The 4,878-nt window shown below is 70.8% G+C and carries 6 protein-coding genes; all 6 read left to right on the forward strand.

Annotated elements, in window-relative coordinates; genetic code table 11:
• On the forward strand, positions 1-490 hold a 490-nt coding region (locus VF697_RS02655), incomplete at its 5' end, for a sugar phosphate nucleotidyltransferase (RefSeq protein ID WP_331091884.1).
• The gene (locus tag VF697_RS02660; protein WP_331091885.1) at positions 483-1,400 is read left to right on the forward strand and encodes an NAD-dependent epimerase/dehydratase family protein; all 918 of its coding nucleotides are present in this window, start codon (positions 483-485) and stop codon (positions 1,398-1,400) included. The genes VF697_RS02655 and VF697_RS02660, both read left to right, overlap by 8 nt.
• A 7-nt stretch (positions 1,401-1,407) precedes the next feature.
• The gene (rfbA, locus tag VF697_RS02665; RefSeq protein WP_331091886.1) at positions 1,408-2,289 is read left to right on the forward strand and encodes a glucose-1-phosphate thymidylyltransferase RfbA; all 882 of its coding nucleotides are present in this window, start codon (positions 1,408-1,410) and stop codon (positions 2,287-2,289) included.
• Positions 2,286-2,837 (forward strand): dTDP-4-dehydrorhamnose 3,5-epimerase, encoded by a 552-nt coding sequence (gene rfbC, locus VF697_RS02670; protein WP_331091887.1) that lies wholly within the window; start codon positions 2,286-2,288, stop codon positions 2,835-2,837. The genes rfbA and rfbC overlap by 4 nt, the downstream gene beginning before the upstream one ends.
• Positions 2,838-2,939: 102 nt before the next feature.
• A complete protein-coding gene (locus tag VF697_RS02675; protein ID WP_331091888.1) occupies positions 2,940-4,076 on the forward strand; it encodes an alpha/beta hydrolase in 1,137 nt (378 codons plus the stop codon).
• A gap of 126 nt (positions 4,077-4,202) precedes the next feature.
• Positions 4,203-4,878, forward strand: a 676-nt coding sequence (locus VF697_RS02680; protein ID WP_331091889.1) for a YihY/virulence factor BrkB family protein, incomplete at its 3' end; no start/stop codon positions are given.

The raw sequence follows: 4,878 nt of genomic DNA on the forward strand, positions 1-4,878 counted from the left end.
CTCCCACGAGGAGGAGCCCCTGGGGACGGCCGGGCCGCTGGCGCTGGTCGCGGATCAGCTCGACGAGAACTTCCTGGTGATGAACGGGGACCTGCTCACCACCATGGACTACCGCCGCGCCTTCGAGGCGCATGTGGCCAGCGGCGCCATGGCCAGCATCAGCCTCTACCAGCGCGACGTGAAGATCGACTTCGGCGTGGTGGAGGAGGAGCCCACCGGGCAGCTCGGCCGCTACATCGAGAAGCCGACGCTCTCGTACAACGTGAGCATGGGCATCAACTTCTTCAACCGGGGCGCGCTCCGCCACATGGAGCGTGGCAAGCGGCTGGACATCCCCGAGCTGATGATGCGCTTGAAGCAGGCCGGTGAGCGCGTGGCCTGCGCGCGCCAGGACTGCTACTGGCTCGACATCGGTCGCACGGACGACTACCAGGTCGCCACGGACGAGTTCCAGAAGCGCCGGGATCAGTTCCTCCCCCGCCATGGCTGAGTCCGTCCTCATCACCGGGAGCGCCGGCTTCGTCGGACGGGCCCTCGCCGCGCGGGTGCGTGCCGAGGGACGTGCGTGTCTGGGGGTGGGTCGCACGCCCCAGGAGGAGCAGGGCTACCACGCCCTCGACCTCGCCGCGGGCGCGGGGCCCCTCACGGAGCTCCTCTCCCGGGAGCGACCCTCCCTCATCTACCACCTGGCGGGTGGAACCGGGGGCGGGGCGCAGGGCGCCTTCACCTCCAACGTCTCCACCACGCTCCACCTCTTCCAGGCCGTGCAGGCCGTGCCGGGCTACCAGCCGCGCGTCCTCGTGGCGGGCTCGGCCGCGGAGTATGGAGACCTGGGCCCGGAGCCCATCTCCGAGGACGCCCGCGAGCGCCCGGTGGGCGAGTACGGGGTGGCCAAGCTCGCCGAGACGCGGCTGGCGCTGCTGGCCCGGCGTCGCGGGCTGCCCGTGAGCGTGGTGCGCTTCTTCAACATCATCGGCCCCGGCATGCCCGGCTCGCTGGCCCCCGCCCGCTTCGCCCGCGAGTCCCTCGCCCTGGCCGCCGCGGGTGGCGGGTGCCTCACCGTGGGTGACCTGACGCCCGTCCGGGACTACCTGGACCTGGCGGACGTGGTGGAGGCCCTCTGGGTGCTGGGGCAGCAGGAGCCGCGCGAAGAGCTCCTCAACGTCTGCTCCGGCCAGCCCCTGCGCATGGGCGCGCTCCTGGAGGAGATTCTCCGGCAGGTGGGCACGCGCGTGGAGGTCCGCACCGCCGAGCACCTGCTGCGCGGCCCCGGCGATGTGCCGGTGAGCGTGGGAGACACCCGACGTCTGGAGCGCGTGCTGGGGCGGCGCTTCACTTTCGATCTCTCGCGCTCGGTGGCGCGGTTGGTGGAGAGCCTGAGGGGAACCCCGGCTCGGTGAGGAGCACATGAAGGGAATCGTGCTGGCCGGAGGCTCGGGCACCCGCCTGTACCCGTTGACGCGTGTCATCAGCAAGCAGCTGCTGCCCATCTATGACAAGCCGATGGTGTACTACCCCATCACCACGCTGATGCTGGCGGGCATCCGGGACATCCTCCTCATCTCCACCCCCACCGACCTGCCCCGCTTCGAGGAGCTGCTGGGCAGCGGTGAGCAGTGGGGCGTGCGCTTCCAGTACGTCGTGCAGCCCCGGCCCGAGGGGCTCGCGCAGGCCTTCATCCTCGGCCGCGACTTCGTGGGCGGGGACCGGGTGTCCCTCATCCTCGGCGACAACATCTTCTACGGCCACGGCCTGGTGGACATGGTGCAGCGCGCGGCGGCGCGGGAGCAGGGCGCCACCGTCTTCGGCTACTACGTGAGGGAGCCGGGGCGCTACGGCGTGGTGGAGCTGGACGCGAACAACCGGGCGTTGAGCATCGAGGAGAAGCCCGCCCAGCCCAAGTCCAACTACGCGGTGACGGGCCTGTACTTCTACGACAACGAGGTCGTCGACATCGCCGCGGCGCTCAAGCCCTCCAAGCGGGGCGAGCTGGAGATCACCGACGTCAACGCGGAGTACCTGCGGCGCGGGACGCTCGGCGTGGAGCTGATGGGCCGCGGCTTCGCGTGGCTGGACACCGGCACCCACGAGTCGCTGATGCAGGCCTCCTCCTATATCCAGATCATCGAGGAGCGGCAGGGGCTCAAGGTGGCGTGCCCGGAGGAGATCGCCTGGCGCATGGGCTACATCGACGGGCCCCAGCTGGAGAAGCTGGCCGAGCCCATGCGCAAGAACGAGTACGGCCAATACCTGCTGCGGCTGCTGGAGAACCGGGGAGCGCGCGGGTGAAGGTGCTCACCACGGAACTGCCGGGCGTGCTGGTACTGGAGCCGCGGGCCTTCGAGGACGCGCGCGGCTCCTTCATGGAGGTCTTCCACACGGGGAGGTACGCGGAGGCGGGCATCTCGGGACCCTTCGTGCAGGACAACCTCTCGCGCTCGGTGAAGGGCGCGCTGCGCGGGCTGCACTTCCAGGAGCCCCACGGGCAGGGGAAGCTGGTGCAGGTGCTCGCCGGCTCCGTCTACGACGTGGCGGTGGACGTGCGCCGGGGCTCGCCGACCTTTGGCCGGTGGACGGCGGTGGAGCTGTCGGCGGAGAACCGGCGCCAGCTCTGGGTGCCGCCGGGCTTCGCCCACGGCTTCTGCGTCCTCTCCGAACGCGCGGACTTCTTCTACAAGTGCACGGACTTCTACTCGCCCACCTCCGAGCGGAGCATCGCCTGGAATGACCCGGCGCTGGCCATCCCCTGGCCGCTGTCCGCTCCGCTGCTGTCCCCCAAGGACGCCGCGGCGCCGTGCCTGAAGGACGCGCCGGTGCTGCCCGTATTCATGGGCTAGCCTGGCCGCCACGGAAGGGGCGGGAAGGGTGCTCCCCCGCCGTTCGGGCAAGCGGAGGAGCCAAGGCCCGAGCATGTTCAGGCCTCCGCCGATGTGAGAAACGTGGCGTCCGACTCCGAGGGCACCGATGCTCTCCGGGCCCACGCGATGTCCCGTTCGCTTCCTCTCGCGCTTGTGTTGTTGCTGTCGGCCCTGCTCGCCACGGGCTGTGCCACGACGTCCGGTGGCCGGAGTGACGATCCCCGAGCCGAGACCCTGCGCATCCAGACCGACGACGGCTGGGGCCTGGCGATGCGGCACATCTCTCCGGAGGGGCCGGTGCGCGGGCGGCCCGTGCTGCTCGTGCCGGGGTTGGCGTCGGGCGACGTGAGCCTGGTGCTGGAGCCGGATCACAGCCTGGCCTGGTGGCTGGCGGCCCACGGGCGCGAGGTGTGGACGGTGGCGCTGCGCGGCACGGGGAACTCGGACCGTACGGACGCGGCGGCGGGGCGCCCGCCGGGCTATGGCTTCGATACGCTCTGGCGGGAGGATCTGCGCGCGGCCCTGCGCACCGTGCGCGCGCGCACCGGGGCGGACGAGGTGGACGTCGTCGCCTACAGCCTGGGGGCGCTGCTCCTCTATGCCTACCTCGCCGAGGACGGAGACGGCATCGGGGCGGCGGTGGCCATGGCCGGGCCCACGCGGATGGACCGCAGCGGGACGTGGTTGAAGGGGCTCGCCAGGGTGGGGGACCGCCTCGTGTCGCGCGAGGACACGCTCGACATGGGCTTCCTGGCCTCGCTGACGGCCCCGGTGCAGGCCTACCTGCGCGGCAACCCGGTGGAGCGCATCGCCCTCAACGCGCACAACACGCCGCGCGAGCGGTGGCGGCGCTTCGCCGGGTGCGTCTTCGGCGAGCTGTCCGGGGGCGTGGCGAGGGACCTCATCCGCATGGTCCAGACGGGGCGCTTCTCCAACTCGGACGGGAGCCGCGACTACCGTGCGGGCCTCGGGCACGTGCGCGTGCCGGTGCTGGTGATGGCGGGCGAGGGGGACTCGGTCGCCCCCGTGAGCGCGGTGCGGGACGGCTACCTGGCGCTCGGCGGCCCCAAGGCGTGGCGGCTGCTGGGCACCAGCGAGGGGCTCGCCGCGGACTACGGCCACGTGGACGTGGTCATCGGCGAGCGTGCCCCCTATGAGGTGTGGGCGCCCCTGCTCGAGTTCCTGGACCGGGCCGCCGCCGGCCGTACCGTGCAGTGAGCCGCGGGGAGCCGCTGCCTCGGCTGTTCCGAGGGTAGACAGACGAGCATGAGCCCACTGGACTGTCCGGGGTGGGTCAGATGGGGGGAGTGCGCATCCTTGGTCTGTCACCTGCAAGGAGGCGTGATGGTTCTCCCAGGCAAGGGGATGAGCTGGAAGGAATTCTTCACCGAGCTGAAGAACGAGTACAAGAACGACAAGATCAGCAACGTGGCCGGCGCCGTGACGTTCTTCGGCGTGCTGGCGTTGTTCCCCTTCATCCTGTTCCTCGTGGCGTTGGCGAGCGTCGTCATCGATCCGGCGCAGGCCGAGGTCCTCATCAAGGAACTGGGCCGCGTGGCGCCCGAGGCGGTGACCCAGATCCTGGGCCAGCGCCTGCACGACCTGGCGGCGGGCGACAACGTGGGGCTGCTGACGGTGGGCGCCCTGGGCGCGGTGTGGGCCGCCTCGGGCGGGGTGGTGGCGATGATGGACGCGCTCAACACCGTCTATGACGTGGAGGAGTCCCGGCCCTTCTGGAAGGTGCGGGGCATCGCCATCCTGGTGACGCTGGGGGGCGCGGCGCTCTCCATCCTCGCCTCGCTGGCCATGGTGGCCACGCCCGCCATCGCGAAGTGGTTGGGCGAGCCGCTCGGCACCCTCGTGATGTGGCTGCGCCTGCCCTTCGCCGGTCTGCTGATGATGCTGGTGTGGGCGCTCACCTACTACCTGTTGCCGGACGTGAAGCAGTCCTTCAAGTTCATCTCGCCCGGCTCCGTGGTGGGCGTCATCATCTGGTTGGTCGCGTCCTGGGGCTTCTCGG

The organism is Archangium sp. (assembly GCF_036388035.1).
GTDB lineage: Bacteria > Myxococcota > Myxococcia > Myxococcales > Myxococcaceae > Archangium.